This window comes from Burkholderiales bacterium (assembly GCA_035560005.1).
Classification (GTDB): domain Bacteria; phylum Pseudomonadota; class Gammaproteobacteria; order Burkholderiales; family Eutrophovitaceae; genus DASRFY01.
In genome coordinates this window covers 31,492-53,102 of the sequence record DATMAN010000092.1, presented here as the reverse complement: position 1 = coordinate 53,102, position 21,611 = coordinate 31,492, and the positions used below count along the sequence as shown (strand labels likewise).

The following is a 21,611-nucleotide window of genomic DNA, read 5'->3' as shown; positions in this document are numbered from 1 at the left end:
GGTCAACCGGCCAAGTATTTGGTAACGGACCGGTACGCGGGCCATCCGCCGCGGTCGCTAGTGCGGCTCCGCGAGCAGGGGAAGCACCGTTTCCCGGAAATAGAGCGGGGTCTTTCCGCCCCATTGCATGGAGCGCAGGACACCCTTGCGGTCGACCACGAAGGCGGTCGGCGTCCGATAGCCGGTGCCGAAGCCGTTCTCGGCGAGGTCCTGCACCATGATGCCTTTGAGATTGTAGAGCCCGACCATCCTTTCCACCCGCCCGCGGTCCTCCGGCCGGTCCACGCCGATGACGAGGACGACGAAACCCCGGTCGCGATTCTGCTCGAGAAAGGTCTCCACGTTGCCGATCTCGTAGGCGCAGTGCTTGCAATAACTGGAAAAGAAATTGACGAGCACGACCTGCCCACGCATTCTTGCAAGGTCGAATTCCTCGCCGGAGAACAGGGTGCCTCGCAGCGCCGGGGCGGGAGTGCCGATCTCGGGCGCGGCGTGCAAAGGCACGCCGGGCAGGCAGATCAGAAGAAGGCCCAGCAGACGCAGCCGCATCGTTGCTTAATCCAGGTCAATTCCGTCCGTATCGTGCGCTGTATCGTATCGCGAAACAGGCAGATTCAAGGAGCGGACCATGCTGTCGATCGAGGACTGCATTGCGCTGTCGGAACTGAGTGAAGCGGAGATTCTGGCGATCGCGCAGCACGAGCACATTCCGGAGATCGCTGCGGCGGAGATGGGCAACTATCTAATTCAGTCCCCGGACGGGGAAATGCGCCTGCGGGCGATCATCGTCGACGACATCCGGGAAGCCGAGGCGAAGGGGGATCGCACGCGCGCGCTCGCCCTCAAACTGGTGTGCAGGAACTATCTCCAAGCGCATCCGGTCGCGGAACGGCGCAAGCAGCCGCGCGACTGACCGCGCGCTCGGCAGCGCCGTTCCTTCCGCAGGCCAGGCCGATGCGACGTCCGATCGTCGGCGAACGCAGACCAAAACAATAGGCTTACGCGACGTCCGCTGCGTTCAGCAGGCCTTTTTCCAGCAGCGCGCAGAACATCTTGTAAGTTTCGGCGATACCCTCTTCCAGCGGTATCTGACCGTAGTCGCCGAGATAGTTGCGCAGCGGGGTATCCGAAAGGTTCATCGGAAAAGGCAGCGGGCCGCCGGTCGCGGTGACCTGGTTGTCGGGCGCCACCCGCTTGAGGATCTCCAACGATTTCTCCACAGTCGAGGCCACTCCATTGATGTCGAACACGACGGCTTCGCTTCGCGGTCTGGAGACGGCCTTGATGAAGGCACTGGCGACCTCGCCGGCGTGCAGCCACGACACCGGACCGGTAAAAGGAATGGCATAGGCTTTTCGGGCGGCAGCCGCCAGGATCGCGACCGTGGTCTTGGATGACATGCCCTGATCGCGCCCGACGCCGTACACCACGCCCGGGCGCAGCCCCACGCTGGGCACCCGCCAATCCTGCATGTAGACGCGCGCCGTCTGCTCGTTGCAGTGCTTGTAGGCCCCATAGAGCGTGGGCATCGTGTGCGTGTCGAACACGCCGTGGGCGGCGATCGAGCTGGCGTAGGCGAGGCGCCTGATCGAGCGCTTGCGGGCCGCCTCGAAGACATTGACCGTTCCGACGACGTTGACGCGAGCCCCGGCGACCGGGTCGGCCTTGCAGAACGGAACCTGCAGCGCGGCGAGATGGATGATCGCGGTTGCGCCGCTCGCCTCGACGGCGTTCATCACCGCGGCCGGATCGCTGATGTCGCCGGTCCGCCACTGCACCAGCGCGAGCTCGGATTCCGCCATCAGCAGCCTGGGCCGGTGCTTGTCGTCGGTGAGATCGAAGGCAATCACGGGCACGCCGGCGTCGGTGAGCAGCGCGAGCGTCCAGCTGCCGATGCATCCGCCTGCGCCGGTCACCAGGACCGGACCGTCGAAATTGCGACCATCGATCTTGAATTTCTTGAACATCGTTTCGGCAAGCTCCTGGTAGACAGTGGATGGGCCGGCTATCGGCAACCGAGGAAAGGCGGATCTCGGCTCAGAAGTAGCCGCGCACCGTGCCGAAGAAGAACTGACCGCCGACATCCAGATCGTTCGCGATGAGCGGCTCGAAGTTGGCATCGAGCTTGAGCCAGCGGTACTCCAGGCCAACCGAGATGCGCCGCGTGACGAACACGTCTGCACCCACTACGGCCTGCAGGCCCAGATCGGTGTCGTTCTCGTCGATTTCCGCCGTACCGCCCTCCACTCTCAGATTCGTGGTGTAGAGACCCACCCCGGCGCCGGCGAACACGTCCACGCTGTCGAGCGGCAGGATGAACTTGACGAGCCCGCCCACGCCGAAGGTCTGCAGATCCGTGCGCGCCTGCGCTCCCGGCAGTGAACCCGAAATCGAGGACGGCGTGGCGAAATCCTGTGCCCAGTGCATGGCCGTCGCTTCGACGGCCACGTTGGGAGCGACCCGATAGCCCCCGGAAAAGAAGCTGGCGTATTCGGCGTCCTGGCCGCTGATCTGGGCGTTGTCTTCCTCGGAGAAGCCGCCGAGCCCGCCCCCGATGTACCAGCGTGCGGCACGGGACTCCCCTGGCTGAGCCAGAACACAGGCCGGCAATGCCGCAAGAATCAGCGCCAGAAGCCCGACGCCGTGTCGAGTGAATGAGGAGAGGAAGCGCATGGTGTTGCTCCCGCAGAAGAAGTTGAGATGAAGCAGTCGGTGGCCCAGGGCCGCGCTCGGCCGGCTTGTCCACGACGCAGGCGCAGCGCCGACGCAACGCGGCCATGGCCGGAAAGATCCGAAAACTCTTTTGTTTTGCGGAAGTTGCGAAGGCTACCAGAAATCGGGCGAGCGAAGCGCGCAAAGGGCTTTCGCCGCACCCCGCGAATGTTGCATGATTGGACCTTCGGTGGCATCCCGTCTGCATAACAAGGCCGGAAACCGGAACATGGACAACGACACCGCCTATCTGGAATCGCTCTACAACAACCGCGCCGCGGTCCCCGACTTCCAGAGCTACTTCGATCGCTGGGCCGAGAAATCCGCCGAGGCGCGCCGCTTGCTGAACTGCGAAATCGACGTTCCGTACGGCGACGACATCATGGAGACGATGGATGTCTTTCTGCCGAAGGGCGAGTCCAGGGCGATCCTGATGTTCATTCACGGCGGCTACTGGCGCTCGCTGGACAAGAAGGACCATTCCTTCGTCGCGGTGCCCTTTGTCAATGCGGGCGTGACGGTCGCGGCGATCAACTACTCGTTGTGTCCCAACGTGACGATAGAGCACATCGTCAAGCAGACGATCGCAGCGGGCAGCTTCTTGTACAAGAACGCGGCCGACTTCGAGGCGCCGCGCAAGCGCATGTTCGTCGCCGGGCATTCGGCCGGCGGACACCTGACGGCGATGGCGCTCGCCTGCCTGTGGAAACTGGCAGCGCCGGGTCTGCCGCAGAAGGTGTTTCAGGGTGGGCTGTCGGTCAGCGGGCTCTACGATCTGCGCCCGCTCACGAAGGTGCCGTTCCTCAACGTCGATCTGAGATTGACGGAAGAGTCCGCCGTGAAGCTGAGTCCTGCGTTGATGACGCCGCCGACCAATGCTCCTCTCTACATCTCGGTCGGAGGGCAGGAGATCGGTGGGTTCAAGGACCAGCATCGCATCATCGCGCAGTCGTGGCGCAAAGTGATCGGCGCGGACATCCCCTGCCCGAGCGACCATCATTTCAGCATCCTGGACCGACTGGCGGACCCGCAATCCGAGTTGTTCAAGGCCGCGCTGCGCATGATGGACCTGGAGTAGGCGCAACGTTCGAAGCGCCACACGAGGCACTTTGCCGGGAGCGCATCCATGGCTCGCCTGGCAGCAGGGATTGGGCACGCTCGCGCCGGCGCTTTTCTTTCCTGCGGCTTACTGGTTAAATACCCAGTATGCCGCTCAAGACCGTCACAGGCGACTACGGCGACCTGCACAAGGGCAGAGGCGCCGCTCTGAACCCCGAGGGCCGCTTCGAGCGCGGGGTGCGCGAGGCGGTCGACGACGGGTGGGGCGTCCCGGACACGGAACAGCGGGGACGGCCCAGAACCATCGTCACCGCGGAACGGGCGAGCAGCATCCTCTCCAGAAATGACTCGCCCGACATTCCTTTCACTTACTCGATCAACCCCTATCGGGGCTGCGAGCACGGCTGCATCTATTGCTATGCCCGGCCGACGCACGCCTATCTGAATCTTTCGCCGGGGCTGGACTTTGAAACGCGGATTTTCGCAAAGGTCAATGCCGCGGAGCTGCTGCGGGTGGAGCTCGCGCGTCCCGGCTATCGTTGCGAGACCATATCGATCGGCGCCAACACCGATCCCTACCAGCCGGCGGAGCGCGACTGGAACATCACGCGCGCGATTCTGCAAGTGGCGAACGAATGCAACCAGCCGGTCAGTATCGTGACCAAGAACGCCCTGGTCGAGCGCGATCTGGACTTGCTCGCGCCAATGGCGCGAAAGGGCCTCGCCGCGGTTTTCGTGTCGGTCACGACCCTCGATCACGAGATTGCCCGAAGAATGGAGCCCCGTGCGTCGGCGCCCGCGCGCCGGATCGAGGCGATCCGTAACCTGAGCCGGGCCGCAGTGCCGGTCGGCGTGATGGTGGCGCCGGTGATCCCTTTTCTCACCGACTCCGAGCTGGAACGTATTCTGCAAGCGGCTCAAGATGCCGGCGCGACTCAAGCCGGCTACATCCTGCTGAGGTTGCCCTTCGAGGTAAGAGATCTCTTCAAGGACTGGCTGAAGCGGCATTTCCCGCTCAAGGCGGCGCACGTCATGAGCCGGGTGCGGGCAATGCGCAACGGACGAGAAAACGATCCGGAATTCGGCTCGCGCATGCGCGGAAGCGGCGAGTTTGCCGAGTTGTTGCGCCTGCGCTTTCAGAAAGCTTGCAAGCGCTTGGGGCTCAATCGCAGCCGGCGGCTACTGGATTGCTCGCAGTTCAAGCCACCGCGGCTGGACGGCCAGTTGGACCTTTTCTGAGCGGTGTCCCCGGCGTTCACCGCGGAGGAGGCGGCGACTGGTCTTCGGGCCGCATGAACTGCGGTTTGAAGTCATCACGGAGCCGCTACGCCGCGTTCGTATCATCCCCGTCTGAAGTAAGCTACCCGGATGGTCAAAGTCTATTCGGCGCCCACGCTGCCTGACGCCCACCTGATCGCTGCACTGCTCGCCCAGGAAGGCATCGAGGCACGGGTGTTCAACGAGAACGCGCAGGGCGGGCTGGGGGAGATTCCGTTCATGCACGCCTGGCCGGAGGTATGGGTGGTCGAAGAACGCGATGCCGAACGTGCGCGGAAGGTGATCCGCTCCCTGGAGCATGCCGACACCCGCAGGCAAGTGGTCTGTGGCGCGTGCGGAGAATCGAGTCCGTCGACCTTCCAGCTGTGCTGGAACTGCGGTGCGCAGATTTGAAACCGATGTCGAGGCGTCACGCCGGTCGGCTCTGCGATGTGCTGGCGCAGCCGCGCTGTGGCTGGCCGTGCCTGTGCAGGGGGCGCGCCGGGCGATGAGTCCTTGCCTCTATGTCGACGAGGCGCTGGGCAGGTACGGATTCCCGGAGGGCCATCCGCTGGGAATCGACCGCCAAGGCGCCTTTCTGCGCGAGGCCCGATTACAGGGACTCCTGGAAAAGGTCCATGTGCGCGGCGGGCGCGTCGCCGGCCGCGAGGAGATCGAGCGGTTCCATACCCGGGATTACGTCGACCTCGTAGCCAATGCCGAGAGCAAGGGGCTGGACCTCCTTGACCAGGGCGACACGCCAGTGTTCCCGGGAATGTACGAAATCTCGGCCTACGTGGTGGGCGCGGCGCTGGAAGGCGTGCAGGCCGTCATGTCGGGAGCATGCCAGCGCACTTTGCAACCCATCGGAGGGCTGCACCACGCGGGGCGTGACCATGCCGCGGGATTCTGCGTCTTCAACGATCTGGGCGTGGTCATCGAGACGCTGCGACGCCAGTACGGCGTCGCGCGCATCGGCTATGTGGACATCGACGTGCACTTCGGGGACGGCGTGTACTACGCCTTCGAGCAAGATGCCGATCTGATATTTGCGGACATCCATCAGGACGGCCGTACGCTGTATCCGGGGGCCGGGCACGCACACGAAACCGGCAGAGGCAGGGCGCAGGGGACCAAGCTCAACCTTCCGCTCGATCCCTATTCCGGTGATCAGGAATTCCTGCAGGCGTGGGAGAAAGTCGAAGCGCATCTCGAGAGATTCCGCCCGGAGTTCATCCTGTTTCAGTGCGGTGCCGACGGCCTGAAGGGCGATCCGCTGGCCAACCTCGAATACACGCCCGCGGCGCATGCGCATTCCGCACGCAGGCTGCGTTCGCTGGCGGAGAAGTACGCTCGCGGCCGCATCATGGCTTTCGGCGGCGGAGGCTACAACCGGCTGAACCTGGGCCGCGCCTGGTCCGCCGTGCTCTCCGCGTTTGTGTCTTGAACCGCGCGGCCGCCGATGTTCCGTAGTGGTAGCCGAGCATTGCCGCGGGTCTTCCAAGCGCCGCAGCGGGCGACGCGCGGGCAGTCGCGAAGGCGTTTGCGCGGATTCGATGCAGGACTTGGCGGGCAGCAAGGGAAAACAAAACGGCCGCCCGGTCGCGGCGGCCGCAATTTGTCGGCAACTTCGGAAGACTGACGGCTGGCGTCAGCTCGGGCTTTCGGCGAATGCCGTGAGTGCGCCGATCTGCGCCGGCGTGGCGCGGCAGGTCGAAGGCACGCTGGTGGAGATGTCGATCGAGTTGCTGGGGTCGGGGCCGCAGTCCCACAGCGCCACGTAGTCGCCGGGCTGTACGGCCGCGGAACGAGCGACATCGGGCCACGGGCGCATGACGATCGCCTGTCCGTTCAGGTCCGAATTGATGTTGCGCAGGACCACACGCACTGCGCCTTCCGCGCTGGTCTGGATCGAAGTGACGTACTGCGAGAACACGGGGTCACTGACTTTCGACTCGCAGCCCCATTGGCCGGCGGCCGGGAGAATATCCGCGACCTGAACGTTTTCAGAGATCGTGGCGCGGCACTGGCTGGCTGCAAAGAGCACTTCGGAGACCTTCGCGCGCGCGGCGTAGTTCTGGTACGCGGGCAAGGCGACCGCAGCCAGCAGGCCGATGATCGCCACGACGATCATCAGCTCGATCAACGTGAAGCCTTGATGCAGGCGGTTCATTTGAATTTCCTCTCGCGATGGCTTTCACGGCAGGGGAGTCTGCCGGACGCTTGAAGGGCTTTCGGCAAGTGCTGTGCCAGTGCCAGGCCCTGAGCGGTCGTGTGAAATGTCTCGGCGGTCGAGAAAAAGAGTTTTATAAACAGAGTCTTGATTGGCTGTGACCAAGGCTGTCAAGGATGCTCCTCGAGCGTCAAATGACGCTGCAAGGTAGCGGGCGCCGTGAAATGCGCCCACGGCGTCGTGCTCTAACGGGGTGTGGGGTGGATTCGACAGCACGGCAGCGGCCGCCGCGCTCGGCGGCCGCTGCGGTCGCGCGAAACGCTGTCTAGGCGGGCACCGCGGGCAGCCCCGCCAGCGCCAGCGCGACTTCCCGCTCGTCGTAGTGCTGGTCGCCGAGCTTGCCGGAGAAGTAGTCCATGTAGGCCTGCATGTCGAAGTGCCCATGGCCGCACAAGTTGAACAGGATCGTGCGACCCTTGCCCTCCTGCTTGCACTGGATCGCTTCGTCGATCGCCCCCTTGATTGCATGATTCGCCTCGGGCGCAGGGACGATGCCTTCCGCGCGCGCGAACAGCACGCCGGCCTCGAACACTTCGGTCTGCTTGTAGGCGCGTGCTTCGATCAAACCGAGCTGTTTGATGTGCGACACCAGGGGGGCCATCCCGTGGTAGCGCAAGCCGCCAGCGTGTACCGCCGGGGGAATGAAAGTCGATCCCAGCGTGTGCATCTTCACCAGCGGCGTGAGGTGGCCGGTGTCTCCGAAATCGTAGGCATATTTGCCTTTGGTCAGGCTGGGGCAGGCCGCCGGCTCGATGGCGATGATGCGGACTTTGCGGCCCCCGCGCAGCTGCGCGCCGAGAAACGGGAACACGATCCCCGCGAAGTTCGAGCCTCCACCGGTGCAGCCGATGAGGATGTCCGGGTAGTCGCCGGCCATTTCCATCTGTTTCATCGCTTCCTGCCCGACGACGGTTTGGTGCATCAGCACGTGGTTGAGCACGCTTCCCAACGCATACTTGGTGTCTTCCCGCGTGGCGGCGACTTCCACTGCCTCGGAGATCGCGATGCCGAGCGAACCGGTGTTGTCGGGCGTCTTGGCGAGAATCGCGCGGCCGACGTTGGTCTCACTGGACGGACTGGCGATGCAGCGCGCTCCGTAAGTCTCCATCAGCGCGCGTCGATACGGCTTTTGCTGATAGGAGACCTTGACCATGAACACCTGGATCTCGATGCCGAACAGTGCCCCGGCAAAGGCGAGCGACGATCCCCACTGTCCGGCGCCGGTCTCGGTCGTGATCTTTCTGACACCGGCTTCCCGGTTGAAGAACGCCTGCGCCACCGCGGTATTGGGCTTGTGGCTGCCCGCTGGGCTCACGCCCTCGTACTTGTAGTAGATCCTGGCTGGCGTATCGAGCATCTTCTCCAGGCGGCGAGCGCGATACAGTGGGCTGGGGCGCCACTGCTTGTAGATTTCGCGCACCGGCTCGGGAATCGGGATCTCGCGTTCCCTGGCCACTTCCTGCTGGATCAACGACATCGGGAACAGCGGAGCCAGGTCGTCGGGACCGATCGGCTTCAGAGTCGCCGGGTGCAGCGGTGGTGGCGGCGGCGAAGGCAGGTCCGCCATCAGGTTGTACCAGTGTTTCGGGATCTGCTCTTCGGGCAGCAGATACTTGATTGTGTCGGCCATGACTTCCTCCCAGAGTTGCAATCGGCCGGCTCGGCGAAAGCCGGGCGCCGTGACTAGGTGCTGCGACCTGAAGGACGGGCCATCCAGCGTCGCCTCCTTGCAGAAAGCAGCGTAGCCGACGCACCACTTCAAGGCAAACGCGACGCACGGTGCACCATGGCGCGGCGTACGCGTTGCGTACCCCGCGCGGGGCAGCGATTCGCCGCGCAAAGTTCTTGGCACACGCGTTGCTGAACCGGCGCTACGCAACTGTCGGGCTCCACGCTCTTCGACTTCCGGTTTGCCGGTGACATGAGCCTCTCGCGCTATATCAAGCTGATCGCCGCTTCGGAGGATCATCGCGCGCTCGACGCTGAGGATGCGCATGATCTCTTCGCGGCGATCCTCGACGGTGGCGCGTCCGAGCTCGAAATCGGCGCCGTGCTCACGGCGTTCGCCGTCAGACGCGAGTCGGTTTCGGAAATGGCAGGATTCGACCGTGCCGCGAGGAGCCGGGTCCACGCGTTGCGATCGCCGTGGCCGTCGCCCAGACCGCTCGTATTCGGCACCTACGGCGGAGCGAAAACCCAGCCCAACCTGTTGCCGCTGCTCGCCCTCATGCTGCAGCGGCTCGGGGTACCGGTGCTGATTCACGGCAGCCTGGAAGTTGCCGCCGGCGTGGCCTGCGCCTACGTTTTGCGTGAACTCGGCATCCTGCCTTGCACGAGTCTGGCGCACGCCCAGCGGGCGCTCGAGGAGAGTCGGTTGGCCTTCGTTCCCGCCGCGGTGCTGTGTCCGGCGCTCGCGTCGCTGCTCGCCCTGCGCTATCGACTGGGCGTCCCCAATGTCGCGCACACGCTGGTCAAGCTGATCGATCCTTTCCACGGTGAGTGCATCAGGGTCGTCGGCGCTCAAAGCGAGTGCGAGCTGGCCCGGTTCGAAATGGTGCTCGCATCGACGGGCGCCCAGGCTTTGCTCCTGCGCGGACCCGAAGGCGAGCCATTCGCCGATCCGAGGCGTCGTCCTCGCATGCTCCACGTGCGCGATGCGATGACCCGCAGGCTGTTCGAGGAGGAAACGATGCCCGCGCGGAGGATGGCGAACCTTGTAGAGGTTTGCGATGCCGCGACCACGGCGCGGTGGATACGCCAGGCGATCAGTGGTCGGGTTCCCGTGCCGCAGCCGCTGGTCAACCAGTTCGCCTGCTGCCTCTACCTGTCCGGGTATGCCGAGGAGTTCAATCAGGCCAAGGCGATCGCCGCTGTGGAGGCGGGCGTGCGCACTTCTTTCGGGATGTCGAATGCACGCGGGCTGCCGGTTTAGTTAGTGGGCGGCTCGACACGCCCGGGACCTTGGTCCGCGGCGATGTCCTCGAGCCGTGCCGCGATTGAGGTCGCGTGCAATCCGGGGTCGGCGTATGCCGCGCGACTATTGCCGCGCCCGGAGGCGTTCTCTACACTACCGCCGTTTCCAACCGCCCACGAAAGGGGGAGTCGCCATGCAAAATCCACTCGATTCTCTGTGGGGGACGGTGATCAGCGGGGTCATTCTCACCGTCATCCTTTATTACGTCGTGAAGGCGCTGATCGGAGCCTGAAGCCATGGATTTCATACCTGCCATCTCGCGCTGGATCCACTTGCTCGCGGGCGTCATGTGGATCGGACTGCTGTACTACTTCAACTTCGTTCAGGTGGCGGCGCTCAAGGCCGCACAGGCCGACGGCACCGCTGCGGGTATCAGCAAGCATGTGGCTCCGCGCGCGCTGCTGTTCTTCCGCTGGGCCGCCGTAGTGACCTGGCTCGCCGGGGCGGCGCTGCTCGGTGCGAATTTCGACGACGCGTTCCTTCTGCGCCCCAGCCACGCCGCGATTGGCATGGGCGCCTGGCTCGGCACCATCATGCTGTTCAACGTCTGGGTCCTGATCTGGCCGAACCAGAAGAAGATCCTTGGCCTGGTGCAGGCGAGCGACGAGGAGAAGAACAAGGCGCGTCGCGTGGCTTTCCTGGCGTCCCGCACCAACACCATGTTGTCGATCCCGATGCTGTTCTTCATGGGCGCCGGAGGCCATAGCGCCATCTTTTTCGGATAGGTCCGAGGCTTGGAAAGAGCGCGGGGCGCTGCCCCGCGTTCCTATCGGGCCTTGGGCAACCGTTCCAGTCCCTCGACGCGGTCGCCGGGTCTGATGCCGCGTTTCGCGAACCAGCCGCGATTCATTTCCAGCGCATAGGCCGCTCTGCCGGCGGAGGCGTGCGCGTGCTCCGAGTGCGGGCTCATCTCTTCGATATTCAGGATGCGCCCTTCAGCGTCGATAAACGCCACCGAAAGGGGGATGAAGGTGTTCTTCATCCACATCGCCTGCCGGCCGGCCTCCGGGTAGATGAAGACCATGCCTTGATTCTCGGGCAGGTGCTTGCGGTACATCAGCCCGCGCAGCCGCGCTGGCTCGGTATGGGCCACCTCGGCCCGCAAGCTGTGGCCGGCAATCTTGAGCGGGTAGGTGAGCAGCGGATCGGCGCGCCCTGCCGGAGCGGGGCAACACAAGCCGATGGCAAGCAGCAACGCGGCAGTGGCAGCGAGTGGTTTCATCGGGAAGCTCGGACGGGGGGCTGCCGAACATTTGCAACGGTAACACGGTTCGGAATTCACAGGTATCGAGGTGCCCGCAAGTGGGTCGCTGCGGACTGTCTTGTAGAGCCCTTGTGGACGCTCGATTGATGCAACGCATCATTCGCGAAATCCAATGTTGTCGCGGGCTTCCGGCAGGTTTCAGTTGACAACCCCAGGGGGTTCCACTAACTTCTCCTTCGCAGTAAAGCTTCTCCAGCTTGATTTCATTCCAAGCTGTTTTCTTGCTTTACGCGCCAAGCAGTAAATCAAAAACCTTAAAGTGCGGTATCGCGACACAGGTGCCGCGCAATTCTTCGGGAGGTGTCTCTAATGGTGAAGCAATCGTTGCACATCAAACGTGCTGCGGTGTCCGTCGCCGCTGTCGCGGCGATCGGCGCTTCCGGACTCGTCTCCGCGCAGGGTGTGGATACGCTGAGCTCCACGCTGTATCCAAACTACGTGACGGATGACATGCTTCTGAACGCCGACAAGGACGCGCAGAACTGGCTGCATTACGGTAAGGACTACCAGATGACGCGCTACAGCCCGCTGTCCCAGATCAACCGGGACAACGTCAAGCGGCTCAAGCCCGCCTGGAACCTGTCGTTCGGCGTGCTCGAGGGACAGGACAGCCAGGCCGTGGCGGTCAACGGTACGATCTACGTCACTACGTCGTTCAACAAGGTGCTGTCGGTCGATGCGATCACGGGCAAGGTGAACTGGAAGTACGAGCGCGAGCTGCCGGGCGACGTGTTCCCGAAGCTGTGCTGCGACGTCGTGAACCGCGGCGTGGCCGTGTACAAGAACAAGGTCTACCTCGCCACGCTTGACGCGCACATCGTCGCGCTGGACAACGCGACCGGCAAGGTGGTCTGGGACAAGAAGATGGGTGACTACACCTACGCCGAGACCTTCACCATCATGCCTCTGGCAGTCCGCAACAAGATCGTGTTCGGCACCGCGGGCGCCGAGTACGGGGTGCGCGGCTGGGTGGCGGCGATCGACGCCGACACCGGCGCTCCGGTGTGGAAGACCTACTCGATTCCGGGTCCGGGCGAGCCGGGTAACGACACCTGGGCTGGCGAGTCGTGGAAGTACGGTGGTGGCTCGGCCTGGATCACCGGATCCTACGACAAGGAGACGAACTCGCTGTTCTGGCCGATCGGCAACCCGGGCCCGGACTTCGACCGTCACGTGCGTCTGGGCGACAACCTGTTCACCAACAGCACGATCGTGCTCGACGCCGATACCGGCAAGATCAAGAGCTACTTCAACTACACGCCGAACGATCCGTATGACTATGACGGCGTGAACGAGAACATCCTCGTCGATCTTGGCGGCAAGAAGATGTGGATCCACGCTTCGCGCAACGGCCACGTCTACGGCATCGACCGCGCCAGCACGGTCAGGACCAAGGCCGGAAACGAGCACAAGTGCATCTGGGTCACGGCCATGCAGCGGGTGAACTGGACCAAGCCGATCACCCCGGCCAACAACTGCAAGCCGATCTACAACTGGCCGGAGAAGGACGTGGTCTACGACAAGGTGACCACGGACATCGCTCCGTCCTTGGACGGCGGCAAGGAATGGCACCCGGCCGCATACAGCCATCGCACCAAGATGGTCTACGTGCCGATCTATGACTTCGCCATGGACCTGCAGGCCAAGAAGATGGAGTGGAAGCGCGGTGAGTGGTACCTGGGCGCGAAGGTCATCACCTTCAATGCCGGAGCGGGCCTGATCAAGAGCTTTGACGCGGCCACCGGCAAGCTGGTGTGGTCCAAGTCCCAGAGCTGGCCGGCGACCAGCGGGCTGCTGGCGACCGGTGGCGGCCTGGCGTTCTACGGTGATCCGGAAGGCATGTTCAATGCCGTCAACGACGAGACCGGCGAACTGCTGTGGTCGTTCCAGGTCGGTTCGGGCGTGCACGGCAACCCGACGACCTATACTGCCGCGAACGGCAAGCAGTACGTCGCGATCGTCTACGGTGCTGGCGGCGGCGGTATCTGGCCGCTGTACTTCTCCGAGTGGTACAAGAAGAACCAGAAGGGCGGTGCCCTGATGGTCTTTACGGTGGACTGACTCCGTCCGCCGCAAGACATCCGCCAACGCTGGAGGTAGAGGTATTGGCGGTTGAGACCCGAGGGGGGGCTAGCAGCCCTCCCTTGTTTTTTGCGCGGTAGCGCAACGCGCCGGCGCAGAGGCGGTAAACACCGCCTCGAGCTGTGCGTTTCTGAAACCAAGGGAGAAGAGTGGAAGGGGACCTGGAATGAGGAGAGAGCCTTGAAGAAGCTGTTGATGAGCGCCTGTGTGGGCCTGCTGACGATTGGAAGCATGGCGACCTGGGCGCAGGGCACGTCCGATCCCGATGAGATCGCCGACGTTCTGGAACGATCCAAGGCCAGAGGCAAGCTGGTCGCCTGCGCCGATCCCTATGACTACCCGTATTCGAGCCAGAACACCAATCCGCCTGGCTTCGATGTGGAAATCATGCAGGAGATCGCCAGGCGCGGCGGCATGCGACTGGAGATGTACTGGGCCGATACCGGTACGCGCGGGGGAACTTCGCGCGCTTTTCGCAACTCCATCATGCGAGGGCGCTGCGACGTCTTCATGGGCATCTCCGATTCCGGCGACGACGATCAGCTGATGGGGAAGCTCACCTTCACCAAGCCCTACCTCGGGCTGGGTTACGTGCTCGTGGTCCAGGGAAGGGCGGCGGACAAGCGCTCGCTCCAGGAACTCAAGGACGCCAATATCAAGGTCGGCGTGTCGATGTCCACGCCCATCGATGACTACCTGTTCACCCACAATATCCCGCGCGGGCTGTATCTCGACAACCGGCGCATCATGAAGGCGATGGCCGAGGGCGAGGTCGATGCCGCCCTGGTGTGGGCAACAGCGGTCGCCGTCGCGAAGCGCGAGTTTCCCGATGGCCGCTTCGGGATGGTCGACGGCTACGTGCCTCCCGAAGGGCAGCGCTGGAACCTGAAGTACGTGGTGCGCAAACAGGACGAGTCCCTGATCGATTTCCTCAACGAGAGCATCAGCGAGTTGCTGTCCAACGGAAGGATCAAGCAGATCGTGGAATCGTACGGCGTTCCGTTTTATCCACCCTTTTCATCTTGAGAGTTTTCGGAGGATGGTTGCAATGAGCGGTCAGTGGCGGACGGTGATTGGCAGGGCGGGCACTCTAGCCGCGGCGGTGCTCGCGCTCGGGATCGGTTCGGGAGGACTCTGGGTCGAGCAGGCGGCGGCGCAGCACAAAGCGAATCCGAACGACATGGAAGTGCCTGCTCATGACATGAAAGTGGTCGAAATGGGGCGTGCCAAGTACGCCCAGCGCTGTTCCTTCTGCCACGGCGGCGATGGCCATGGCGGCAAGGGACCCTGTCTGTCGTGCGGCACTTTCAAATTCACCGGCAATACCAATGCCGAGATCTACGCGACGATCGCGGTTGGCGTACCACGCAATCTTGGCGGCACCATGGGCGCCTTTGGCACGACGATGACGCCGGAGGAGATCATCAGCGTGATCGCCTTCCTGCGCTGGGAAGAGAAGCGTCGCATCGAAAAAGGCGAGATTCCAGACCCTTACAAGATCAAGAGCGACCAGTTGCCGGTGTTCCCCGTGACCAACTGAGAAGCCAGACGGGACGCAAAAAGGCCGGGTTGCCCCGGCCTTTTTGCTTTGCACGACAGGATCCGGGTTCAGTGATTGCCGGTGCTGCCGAACCCGCCGGATCCCCGGCTGCTGCATTCGAACTGGTCAACGAGGTTGAAGCCCACTCTCAGGACCGGCACGACCACCAGTTGCGCGATACGCTCCATCGGCCTGAGCGTGAAGGTCTGCGTGCCGCGGTTCCACAACGAAACGAACACCTGGCCCTGATAATCCGAATCGATCAGGCCCACCAGGTTGCCCAGCACGATGCCGTGCCTGTGTCCGAGACCCGACCGGGGCAGCACGATCGCGGCCAATCCGGGATCGGCCAGATGAATCGCCAAGCCGCTGGGAACCAGTTCGGTCTGCCCCGGCTGCAGATCGAGCGGCCGCTCGATGCAGGCGCGCAGGTCGAGCCCTGCCGAGCCGGGGGTGGCGTAATCCGGCATGTGGTCCTTGAGGCGCATGTCCAGGATACGAATGTCGATTTGTCTCATGGGATGGCGCCCGACCTCAGTGCGCGGGCAAGGCCGCGCGCGCGGGCTTGTACAGCTTGGCGATGTGCCGGATTAGCCCCCGCGCCTGTTCGAGCTTGGAGCTGCGCGGGAGCCGGTGTGCGCCGGCGTCGTCCAGCAGCACCAGCTCGTTGTCCTCGGCGCCAAGGGCGCTCTGAGCGACGTTGGCAGCGAGCAGGGGCAACTTCTTCTTGCGACGTTTTGCCTCCGCGTTGGCTTCCAGATCGCGACTCTCGGCCGCGAATCCGACGCAGAAGGGGGCATCCTGGCGGCTGGCGACCGCCTCCAGGATGTCAGGATTGGGAGCCAGCTCGATCGTCGGCGGCCGGTTTCCCTTCTTGATCTTGTGTTCCTGGCGGTTCACGACGTGGTAGTCGGCGACCGCGGCGACCGCGATGAAGATGTCGCAGCCTTCGATCCGTTTCATCACCGCTTCCAGCATTTCCCGCGCACTGACTACCGGCACGACCTGCGCCCCCACGGGGGGAGTCAACTGCGTTCTGCCCGTGATCAGCGTCACTTGGGCGCCCGCTTCGAGTGCGGCGCGGGCTACTGCATAACCCATGCGGCCCGAGCTGAGATTGGTTATCCCGCGCACCGGATCGATGGCCTCGAAGGTCGGTCCGGCCGTGACGATTACGCGCGTGCCCGAAAGCAGCTTGGGTTGAAACCACGAAACGATTGCCTCCAGGATTTCCTGGGCTTCGGACATCCGTCCCATGCCCACTTCGCCACAGGCCTGATCGCCGGCTGCGGGGCCGACTACGATTACCCCGTCCTGGCGCAGCTGCGCCGCATTGCGCTGCGTCGCCGGGTGCTCCCACATCTGCCGGTTCATCGCCGGGGCGATCATCAGCGGGCATTCGCGTGCCAGACACAACGCACAGAGCAGGTCGTCGGCGCCGCCATGCGCCAGTTTCGCCATGAAATCGGCAGTGGCGGGCGCGACCACGATCAGATCGCGATCACGCGACAATTCGATATGCGGCATGCCGTTGCCGGCCGCGTCCCACATGCCGGTCGGCACCGGCTTTCCGGACAGGGCTTGCATCGTGAGCGGCGTCACGAACCGGCACGCGGCTTCGGTCATGACGACTTGCAGGTCCGCGCCTTCCTTGATCAGCAGCCGTGCGAGTTCTGCCGCCTTGTAGGCGGCGATGCCGCCCGTCACGCCGAGGAGGATGCGTCGATTGCTCAATTCGGCCATGTATTCAAGCTTACAGGATGTCGCCAGCCGGCAGTGTAGACTCCCGGCCTGAAGGCAGAAAGAGCCCGCCGTGGCCATCCTGTGCCGTGCAGCGATTCTGGACTGGCGGCGAGGATCCCGCGAACGGCAGCCGCACTGGGAGGTGAAATGGCGATCAAGGACTGGCCTGAAGATGACCGGCCGAGAGAGAAACTTCTCGCCAGGGGTCCGGCATCGCTGTCCGACGCGGAATTGCTGGCCATCTTTCTGCGCACCGGCATCAGAGGCAGGAGCGCCGTGGAGTTGTCTCGCGATTTGCTGAAGCGCTTGGGCTCGCTCGCCGCGATCACCGCTGCGCAGCGCGAGACGTTCTGCGGCATCAAGGGGCTCGGTGAAGCGAAGTACGTCCAGCTACAGGCAGCCATGGAGATGGCGCGGCGCGCGCTGGCGCAGGAACTGAAATCCGGGGTCAATCTCGGCTCGCCGCAGGCCGTGCGCGACTATCTTCGGCTCACGCTGCAGCACAAGCCGGTCGAGGTCTTCATGGGGATCTTCCTCGACGCGCAAAACCGCGTCATCGCAGCCGACGCGCTATTTTCCGGAACGCTGACGCAGACCAGCGTCTATCCGCGCGAAGTCGTCAAGACTGCGCTCAAGCACAACGCCGCGTCCGTGATCTTTGCCCACAACCATCCATCCGGCCTTGCCGAACCCAGCCGCGCGGACGAAGTGCTCACGCAGGCGCTCAAGCGTGCACTCGAGCTGGTCGATGTGCGCGTTCTCGACCACTTCATCGTCGGCAACGGCTTGGCGCTTTCCTTTGCTGAACGCGGTTTGCTGTGACGGGCCTCTAGCGTGCCTGCACACGCGCCGCCGGCGTGCCGCCCACCGCCTCGAGCAGGCCGAGCAGGTTTTCGATCTGGTAGTTGGGTATGGTTACCACGTTCGATCTTCCGACCGGGCGTACGTAACGGCTGATCGTGTCGGGGGCGATGTCGCCGATTGCGTATTGCATCAGTGGCGCGGAATTGCCCGGTCCATAGACCAGAATGATCATCGTCGGAGTCCTGGTTCCGAACGCCGCTTCCTGGTCGCTTATCGCGAATTCGCGCTCGATCTTCGTACGCCCAAAAGCGGCAAAGGCCTTTGCGATGCGTTGTGCCGTGTCGGGCTCGATCGCGTGTTCGTGAGAACCTTCCGCCCCGGTGTGAACTCCATGGTAGAACCAGATGCCCGAGCGGTCACGCTCGAAGCGGTGCACGCCGCCGGCCACCGCGATCTCGATCGCCGACAGTTCCTCTATCGGTGCGGGCAGCAGCATGCGGTTCGCGTAGCCACCCTCGTCGGACGTATTTCTCTCCGACCACTCGAGAACCGAGATCACGCCCACGAGTAACAGCAAGATCGCCCACACCGCAGCCAATCTTCGGCGCATGGGGCGGGCGCTCACCGCTGCTTCCACCATACTGCGGTTCCGATGATCGCAAGCAGACCCGGGATGAGCACGATCGACAGAAAGAACGTTCCTTTCATCTGACGATTGGTCAGATTGACTCTTGGAACGTCGTAGGTCCTTGGCTCTATGCCAATGAGGTTCTCCTGGGCGGCGAGATAGTTGACGGCGTTGAGGAAAAGATTGCCGTTTCCCATGATATGGAAGAAGGAGTTGGTCGCGAAGTCCGAGTCTCCGATCACGATGATCCTCGACCGGCGCGCGCCACCTGCACCTCCTTCTCCGTCTCCGGCGTTTGCCGCGGACGCCGAGTTCGTGCCGAACATTGCCTGTTCCGCGTCTACCGGCCTGCGGTTGACAACGACCATGAGCGTCCTCGGCCCGGACAGGTCTTTCCCCTCCTCGAATCGCGCGCGATCCGGCGATGTTTCCCCAAAGCTGCTCTTGGAACTGTTGACCAGTGGAAGGATGGAGACCCCGGGCACCCGCTGCGGGGTGGGCGACAGCGAGCGTGCACCCGGAAAGAAAGTCAGCGGCAGTTGGCGTGTAACCTGATGTCGGTTGTACTCCGTCACGGCAGGCGAAGACGGATCCGCCCAGAAGTGGCTGGCCGGATCGATCACGATATCCTCGTCCAGCACCACACCGAACTCCCGGGCGACCGGTTCGAGCCCCGTCTGGACGAATGGGTCGAGCATGAACAGCGCATTTCCGCCGGCTGACAGATAACCGCGGATGGCTTCTACCTCCGTTTCCAGCAATGCGGTTTTCGGGCCGGCGACGACCAGCAGGTCGCAGCGGGAAAACGCCTCGGCGTTGCGCGGAAGCGCCACTTTCTCGACCTGATAGTTCATGGTTTCGAGCGCGTTGCGGGCTTTTGCCATGCCGTGGCGTTCATGCACGACTACTTTGGCGCCGATACCGTGCGTATGCCCGGCGGCGCCTTCCAGATGATCGTGCGATTCCAAGCTGAACGGATCGGCCTCGCCGTGTCCGTCGAGGAAGCAAATGAGCTGCGTTGCACCGCGTGATACACGGAGAATGCCGTTTGCGATATCGGTCTCGTTGCCACCGTGGATCTGCAGCTTGCGTCCCTCGCTCTGCATCACGGCCGTGCCGGCGAACTGTACGCCGAGCATGCGCGCCTGCGCCGGATTGGTCATCGGATCGTAGAACTCGACCGTGACCTTGTCGGTCTGTCGCGCGATCAGCTCATACAGTTCGACCGTTTCCCGCATCAGCGGGTCGTGGAAAAACACGATGTGCACAGGACTCTCCAGCCTCTGAAGCATCGTGACGGTCTGCTCGGACAGCGAGTAAAGCTTCGCTTCGGTCATGTCGATGCGAAGCGGGAAACGGACCGACAGGTAGGCAAGGGCAAGGAGCACACCGATGATTCCCAGCGTGTAGGCGGCAATTTCGCCTCGGCGGCCGCGTACCATCGCGCTCAGCTCGCTGCGCAGCCGGTAGACTCCCCATCCGGTGAGTCCCGCACCGACGACGGCCAGCAGCAGGATCCAGGCGGCTGGTTCGAGCAGGATCGCGTGAATGGCGCCGGCGGTGGCGAGCAGGCTGATGCCGGCGAGCAGGATCAACCCGGCGCTGAAGGTCCGGCCTGACTTCGACTTTTCCACTAGCGTTTCCACTGCAGGTAACCCGAAGTGAGCACCAGCGAGATCGCGATGACTACCAAGTAGAAGAAGACCGCCTCGCTGCGCAGCAGCCCGCGAATGAAGTCACCGTAGTGCAAGGAAAACGAAAGATAGGCGACCAGATCGCGGATGACATACGAGGATTGAAAGTTCTGCAGGTGGCCGATGAACCAGAATCCCAAAAGTACGGACACGGTGATCAAGGCGGCGATGATCTGATTGTGCGTCAGCGCGGAGAAGAACTGGCCGACTGCAAGGCAGGCCATTCCGAGCAGGACGAAGCCGATGTAACCGGAAAGGATGGTGATGGTCTCCGGATTGCCGAACAGATACAACGGCACGAGGTTGATGAGCGTGCCGGCGGCCATGAGCAGTAGTATCGTCACTGCCCCAAGATACTTGCCCAACACGATCTGCCATGGTTTGAGCGGCAAGGTCATCAGCAGCTCCATGGTTTGCGCGCTGTACTCTGCCGAGAACAGCCGCATCGACACCACCGGCGCGAGCGTTATCAGCAACACTCCCATGCTCTGGAAAGTGTCGTCCATGGTGGCATTGCCGGTCAGAAACACGTTGTACAGGAAGAAGTACCCCGTCCCGACCAGGAACACCGCAACGACGAAGTAAGCGATCGGAGAGCGAAAGTAGGTCAGCACCTCCTTCTGGTACACCGCCAGCGCGCCATTCATGCTTGCGGTTCCTTCTCGGTGGCAGGTCCGCTCACGTAGCGCAAGAAGACGTTCTCCAGCGTCGGCTGCTGGCGCTCCAGCCGGTGCAGGTTCCAGCGCACGGCGACAGCTCTGGCGATCGCGGCTTCCACTCCGTCGTGCGCATCCACTTGGCAGGCTACGCTGAGCACGCCGTTGTCGCGCCCGCTATCGATCTCGATGCTGCGGACTCCGTTCACGCCGAGCAACTCCTCGCGCAGCTGTGCCGCGGGGGCAGTGACCTGCAATACGACCCGATTGGTCTGCTCCGATGCGCGCTGCAGCCCGGCCGGGGAATCGATGGCCAGCAGACGGCCGTGGTTGAGGATCGCGACGCGGCGACAGATCAGGGTGACCTCGTGCAAAATGTGTGTGCTCAGCAGGACCGCATTGGTCTCGCCGAACGACCGAATCACCTCGCGGGTTTCCTGGATCTGCCCCGGATCGAGCCCTGCGGTCGGTTCATCGAGCAAGAGGACCGTGGGCTTGCCCAGCAGCGCCTGAGCCAGCCCCAGACGCTGGCGGTAGCCCTTGGAGAGCTTGTAGATCTCACGCCTGAACACCGCCTCCAGGTGGCAGGCGGCGGACACACGTTCCAGCTCGGAGGCGATTTGCGAGCGGGGAATGCCCTTGACTTTGGCCACGAAGCGCAGGTACTGCGCCACGTCCAGCGTGTCGTACAAGGGAGGGCGCTCGGGCAGATAGCCAATGTGGCGAGCGGCTTCCGTGTTCTGCGTCGCCATGTCGTAGCCCGCGACCGTGATTCGGCCGCTCGTCGGAGTCGTGAATCCGGCGATCATCCGCATGGTCGTGGTTTTCCCGGCCCCATTCGGACCCAGAAACCCCACGATTTCACCCTTTTCGACGGCGAAGGAAACGTCGTCGATGATGAGCTTGGAGCCGTAGCGCTTGGAAACAGATTCCAGGGTGATTGCAGCGGGAGAAGACATGGACAG

At 63.3% G+C, this 21,611-nt stretch carries 23 protein-coding genes; 11 read left to right on the top strand and 12 right to left on the bottom strand.

What is annotated here, in order from left to right; all coding sequences use genetic code 11:
- Positions 1–57: 57 nt before the first annotated feature.
- Entirely contained in the window at positions 58–549 is a 492-nt protein-coding gene (locus VNM24_13940; GenBank protein HWQ39683.1) for a TlpA disulfide reductase family protein, read from the bottom strand.
- A gap of 79 nt (positions 550–628) precedes the next feature.
- Between VNM24_13940 and VNM24_13935 the strand changes: the two genes are divergently transcribed.
- Positions 629–913, top strand: a complete 285-nt coding sequence (locus VNM24_13935; protein ID HWQ39682.1) for a hypothetical protein — start codon at positions 629–631, stop codon at positions 911–913.
- Positions 914–998: 85 nt separating this feature from the next.
- On the opposite strand, the gene VNM24_13930 is transcribed toward VNM24_13935, so the two are convergent.
- On the bottom strand, positions 999–1,967 hold the full coding sequence (locus VNM24_13930) for an NAD(P)-dependent oxidoreductase (GenBank protein ID HWQ39681.1): 969 nt from the start codon (positions 1,965–1,967) through the stop codon (positions 999–1,001).
- Between the two features lie 70 nt (positions 1,968–2,037).
- A complete protein-coding gene (locus VNM24_13925; GenBank protein ID HWQ39680.1) occupies positions 2,038–2,673 on the bottom strand; it encodes an outer membrane beta-barrel protein in 636 nt (211 codons plus the stop codon).
- 268 nt (positions 2,674–2,941) lie between these two features.
- On the opposite strand from VNM24_13925, the gene VNM24_13920 reads away from it, so the two are divergent.
- The 4 genes from VNM24_13920 (at position 2,942) to VNM24_13905 (ending at position 6,475) form a co-directional block, all read left to right on the top strand.
- On the top strand, positions 2,942–3,790 hold the full coding sequence (locus tag VNM24_13920; GenBank protein HWQ39679.1) for an alpha/beta hydrolase: 849 nt from the start codon (positions 2,942–2,944) through the stop codon (positions 3,788–3,790).
- Between the two features lie 128 nt (positions 3,791–3,918).
- Entirely contained in the window at positions 3,919–5,010 is a 1,092-nt protein-coding gene (locus VNM24_13915) for a PA0069 family radical SAM protein (GenBank protein ID HWQ39678.1), read from the top strand.
- 129 nt (positions 5,011–5,139) lie between these two features.
- A complete protein-coding gene (locus VNM24_13910) occupies positions 5,140–5,442 on the top strand; it encodes a DUF2007 domain-containing protein (protein ID HWQ39677.1) in 303 nt (100 codons plus the stop codon).
- A gap of 94 nt (positions 5,443–5,536) precedes the next feature.
- Entirely contained in the window at positions 5,537–6,475 is a 939-nt protein-coding gene (locus VNM24_13905) for an acetoin utilization protein AcuC (GenBank protein HWQ39676.1), read from the top strand.
- A 204-nt stretch (positions 6,476–6,679) separates the two neighbouring features.
- Here the strand turns inward: VNM24_13905 and VNM24_13900 are convergent, their stop codons facing one another.
- Positions 6,680–7,201, bottom strand: coding sequence for a prepilin-type N-terminal cleavage/methylation domain-containing protein (locus tag VNM24_13900; GenBank protein HWQ39675.1), 522 nt, complete (start codon positions 7,199–7,201; stop codon positions 6,680–6,682).
- A 325-nt stretch (positions 7,202–7,526) separates the two neighbouring features.
- On the bottom strand, positions 7,527–8,891 hold the full coding sequence (locus VNM24_13895) for a TrpB-like pyridoxal phosphate-dependent enzyme (protein ID HWQ39674.1): 1,365 nt from the start codon (positions 8,889–8,891) through the stop codon (positions 7,527–7,529).
- A 291-nt stretch (positions 8,892–9,182) separates the two neighbouring features.
- Here VNM24_13895 and ybiB point away from each other — a divergent pair, with 291 nt between their 5' ends.
- Both ybiB and VNM24_13885 read left to right on the top strand, forming a co-directional pair.
- Complete coding sequence (gene ybiB, locus VNM24_13890; GenBank protein HWQ39673.1) at positions 9,183–10,193, top strand: DNA-binding protein YbiB; 1,011 nt, start codon at positions 9,183–9,185, stop codon at positions 10,191–10,193.
- Positions 10,194–10,471: 278 nt separating this feature from the next.
- Entirely contained in the window at positions 10,472–10,960 is a 489-nt protein-coding gene (locus tag VNM24_13885) for a urate hydroxylase PuuD (protein ID HWQ39672.1), read from the top strand.
- Positions 10,961–11,001: 41 nt separating this feature from the next.
- Here VNM24_13885 and VNM24_13880 read toward each other — a convergent pair whose 3' ends face one another.
- The gene (locus VNM24_13880; GenBank protein ID HWQ39671.1) at positions 11,002–11,457 is read right to left on the bottom strand and encodes a DUF192 domain-containing protein; all 456 of its coding nucleotides are present in this window, start codon (positions 11,455–11,457) and stop codon (positions 11,002–11,004) included.
- A 351-nt stretch (positions 11,458–11,808) separates the two neighbouring features.
- On the opposite strand from VNM24_13880, the gene VNM24_13875 reads away from it, so the two are divergent.
- The 3 genes from VNM24_13875 (at position 11,809) to VNM24_13865 (ending at position 15,121) form a co-directional block, all read left to right on the top strand.
- On the top strand, positions 11,809–13,560 hold the full coding sequence (locus tag VNM24_13875) for a PQQ-dependent dehydrogenase, methanol/ethanol family (GenBank protein ID HWQ39670.1): 1,752 nt from the start codon (positions 11,809–11,811) through the stop codon (positions 13,558–13,560).
- A gap of 201 nt (positions 13,561–13,761) precedes the next feature.
- On the top strand, positions 13,762–14,607 hold the full coding sequence (locus VNM24_13870) for a transporter substrate-binding domain-containing protein (GenBank protein HWQ39669.1): 846 nt from the start codon (positions 13,762–13,764) through the stop codon (positions 14,605–14,607).
- 22 nt (positions 14,608–14,629) lie between these two features.
- Entirely contained in the window at positions 14,630–15,121 is a 492-nt protein-coding gene (locus tag VNM24_13865) for a cytochrome c (GenBank protein HWQ39668.1), read from the top strand.
- Between the two features lie 68 nt (positions 15,122–15,189).
- Here the strand turns inward: VNM24_13865 and dut are convergent, their stop codons facing one another.
- Together dut and coaBC are read right to left on the bottom strand one after the other, a co-directional pair.
- Positions 15,190–15,639 (bottom strand): dUTP diphosphatase, encoded by a 450-nt coding sequence (gene dut, locus VNM24_13860; protein ID HWQ39667.1) that lies wholly within the window; start codon positions 15,637–15,639, stop codon positions 15,190–15,192.
- A 16-nt stretch (positions 15,640–15,655) separates the two neighbouring features.
- A complete protein-coding gene (gene coaBC, locus VNM24_13855; protein HWQ39666.1) occupies positions 15,656–16,864 on the bottom strand; it encodes a bifunctional phosphopantothenoylcysteine decarboxylase/phosphopantothenate--cysteine ligase CoaBC in 1,209 nt (402 codons plus the stop codon).
- A gap of 147 nt (positions 16,865–17,011) precedes the next feature.
- Here coaBC and radC point away from each other — a divergent pair, with 147 nt between their 5' ends.
- Positions 17,012–17,686, top strand: coding sequence for a DNA repair protein RadC (gene radC / locus VNM24_13850; protein HWQ39665.1), 675 nt, complete (start codon positions 17,012–17,014; stop codon positions 17,684–17,686).
- A gap of 7 nt (positions 17,687–17,693) precedes the next feature.
- Here radC and VNM24_13845 read toward each other — a convergent pair whose 3' ends face one another.
- The 4 genes from VNM24_13845 to VNM24_13830 are packed head-to-tail and all read right to left on the bottom strand — an operon-like array spanning position 17,694 to position 21,605.
- Positions 17,694–18,278, bottom strand: a complete 585-nt coding sequence (locus VNM24_13845) for a hypothetical protein (GenBank protein HWQ39664.1) — start codon at positions 18,276–18,278, stop codon at positions 17,694–17,696.
- Between the two features lie 11 nt (positions 18,279–18,289).
- Positions 18,290–19,930, bottom strand: a complete 1,641-nt coding sequence (locus tag VNM24_13840) for a GldG family protein (protein ID HWQ39663.1) — start codon at positions 19,928–19,930, stop codon at positions 18,290–18,292.
- A complete protein-coding gene (locus tag VNM24_13835; protein ID HWQ39662.1) occupies positions 19,930–20,637 on the bottom strand; it encodes an ABC transporter permease subunit in 708 nt (235 codons plus the stop codon). The genes VNM24_13840 and VNM24_13835 overlap by 1 nt, the downstream gene beginning before the upstream one ends.
- Complete coding sequence (locus VNM24_13830; protein HWQ39661.1) at positions 20,634–21,605, bottom strand: ABC transporter ATP-binding protein; 972 nt, start codon at positions 21,603–21,605, stop codon at positions 20,634–20,636. Before VNM24_13830 ends, VNM24_13835 begins: the two co-directional genes overlap by 4 nt.
- Between the last annotated feature and the right edge of the window lie 6 nt (positions 21,606–21,611).